This window comes from Moraxella oculi, assembly GCF_023336735.1.
GTDB classification, from domain to species: domain Bacteria; phylum Pseudomonadota; class Gammaproteobacteria; order Pseudomonadales; family Moraxellaceae; genus Moraxella; species Moraxella oculi.
The window spans coordinates 1-2740 of record NZ_JAMBAQ010000045.1 but is presented as its reverse complement, the minus strand read 5'-3'; the positions used below and the strand labels follow the sequence as shown (position 1 = coordinate 2740).

The window sequence follows — 2740 nt, the reverse complement described above, 5'->3', positions numbered from 1 at the left end:
CTTGCTGTGCTGTCGCCTATGCTTACTCCCAGTGTTGCTGACAGGGCAAGTAGTGTGGTTTGTCTTGTGGTTTCATCAAAGCCTTGATTTGTGAGATATTCATCAATCTTTGGAATGGTATAGGCAGCTGTACCTGCTGATACAGTACCTTCTATCGTACCTGTGGCAAGCAGTCCTGCAGCTGCGTGTAAAGCCACACGGTAAATACCACCTTCTGCCCACTTTTGTTGCTCCGTTGTTTTTTCTTCAGGGGTTAGATTTGGATCGCTTGCAATGCGTTTGATTTGATCTTTACTAAAATCAGCCACTACCTTTGGAGCCTCTCTTCCAAACTCTGTGGTAATCACTGTTTGGGCATTTAACTCTTTTAATGCTTGCTCCTTATCAAAGTCATTAGCAATGATTTGGTTTAGCTCATCTTGCACTTCTGGTTGGTTGAAGTTTTCTGTATTGATGTGGCTAAGTCCTGCTTGGTCTGTGATGGCAGAGTGGGTGGTGCTGGTTTTATGGGTTGGGGTTATTGTACCATAGCCTAAGCCTTGTAGGGCAGGTTTTGCTTTGCCATTTGGATTGCTGGTGTTTGCACCAATACCAATGCCAACACTGATGGCATCACCTTGATAATTTAGGTGGTTGCGAATGTCTTGGGAACGAACTTCTTATAACGATAATTACCATTTGGTAGTAAATTAGGCTTACCATTTTTATCAAAATTATGAAAAATATTTTGTTCATCAGGCATCAAGATCAATCATCAAAAATATCTATATCAAAAGTGGGATTTACCCCTTTTTTTCTTCTTTTTTTCATTTTTCCCATAACATGCTGGTGAAGAATAAAGCATCGATAAAAAGCATGCAATATGCATAAAAACATCACATAGAACACTATTTTATAAAGAAGTACAAATCTAAGATATGCCAACATAACTAAAGTGAGAAATAAAAAAAAAACATATTAGCAAGCTGATATGAAAGTTTCTCAACTTAGTTCTATTCTTATAATAACCATCATTGATTGACACAAGTATCTCCTACTTTTTTTGAGCAAATCATAACCGCTCCACCTAATGCACCACCTACCGTACCTTCTGCACTACCTGTAATTGAGCCATCGGAATTTACGGAACCGCCAAACCCATAACCAGTGCCAAGAGCTACAGCCCCCGCTCCAGTTAATTGCCAATTTTACCATTCATTTACAGAATTGATGCTCCATATAGGAGTACTGCACAATACTCTTTTACAAGGATAAATAAAATAAAAAATACCAAGTAATAATTATGTACTTTCTTAAAAAATAAAGAAATAGTATAATAAAAAAATATCAAGAATATTGTAACAGGTAAATAATAAGGAAGAGCTTTAAACATAAAATGTTCAGCAAAGGGAGAACCAAAAATCAAACCTAGATTAAAAATAATAATAAAATCAATTACTAATAAAACAAATATCCTTTCAAAGTGCATCATTTCTTTTTCTCCTCATCAATCTTTTTAAATTTTTCTATAGCTTTATCTTTGTCATCCCAAATACCAAACTCTCCAAATAATATACCTGAACCAGATCTGCGCAAATTGTATTTTGTATTATCACCATTACCACTGCCAAAATCCGTCCAAGGGTCAACATCATAATCCATATGACCTACCAAATCCTTGTAATAATTAAATGTGCCAGCGTTAGACGGCGTAGTAACAATCTGCCCCGTTTTCTTGTCTACAATAACCTCAAATTGACCTTCTTTATGTACATATTTTGCATGGGGATAGGTTCCATCGGGATTTTTTAAAATTGTTTTTCCATCAATAGAAAAATTATGAAAGGCATTTTTATAATCCTCATATTTATCCCAATTTTTTTGAAAATCAACGGACTGTTGCTCATAGCTCAATTTTGGGTTGAACTGTTTTTTAAATAACTCAACCCCTTCCTTATTCCACTCATTTCGCTGAGTGACATGTAAATAGTAAAATTGATTACAGTCTTTTCCAGACCTACAGTCCGCATAAGCCTTATCAAAAATCCTATCTCTTTGCCAACTAAGCCTTTCTAGCTTGTCTATCTCCTTATTGTACGCCTCAAGCTGAGTTGCACATTCAGCAGTCAATAAACATCCTCCATTTGGATATTTATCCATCAATTTAGATCTTTCTAGCTTTAATTTAGCAAGATTTGCATTCTCCCTATGACTCAAATAATTCCACTGCACCTGCCCCACATTATTCACAGTACTTGCTGTGCTGTCGCCTATGCTTACTCCCAGTGTTGCTGACAGGGCAAGTAGTGTGGTTTGTCTTGTGGTTTCATCAAAGCCTTGATTTGTGAGATATTCATCAATCTTTGGAATGGTGTAGGCGGTTGTGCCTGCTGATGCAGCACCTTCTATTGTGCCTGTGGCAAGCAGTCCCATTGCCGTATGCAGTGCCACACGGTAAATCCCACCTTCTGCCCACTTTTGTTGCTCCGTTGTTTTTTCTTCAGGGGTTAGATTTGGATCGCTTGCAATGCGTTTGATTTGATCTTTACTGAAATCAGCCACTACCTTTGGAGCCTCTCTCCCAAACTCTGTGGTAATCACTGTTTGGGCATTTAACTCTTTTAATGCTTGCTCCTTATCAAAGTCATTAGCAATGATTTGATTTAGCTCATCTTGCACTTCTGGTTGGTTGAAGTTTTCTGTATTGATGTGGCTAAGTCCTGCTTGGTCTGTGATGGCAGAGTGGGTGGTGCTGGTTTTA

2 pseudogenes are annotated in these 2740 nt (G+C 37.7%); both read right to left on the bottom strand.

From position 1 onward, the window contains the following. Positions 1-425 (bottom strand): annotated as a pseudogene (locus M2R47_RS09250) (hypothetical protein); the annotation flags it as partial. A gap of 1042 nt (positions 426-1467) precedes the next feature. Beyond that, positions 1468-2740 (bottom strand): annotated as a pseudogene (locus M2R47_RS09245) (hypothetical protein); the annotation flags it as partial.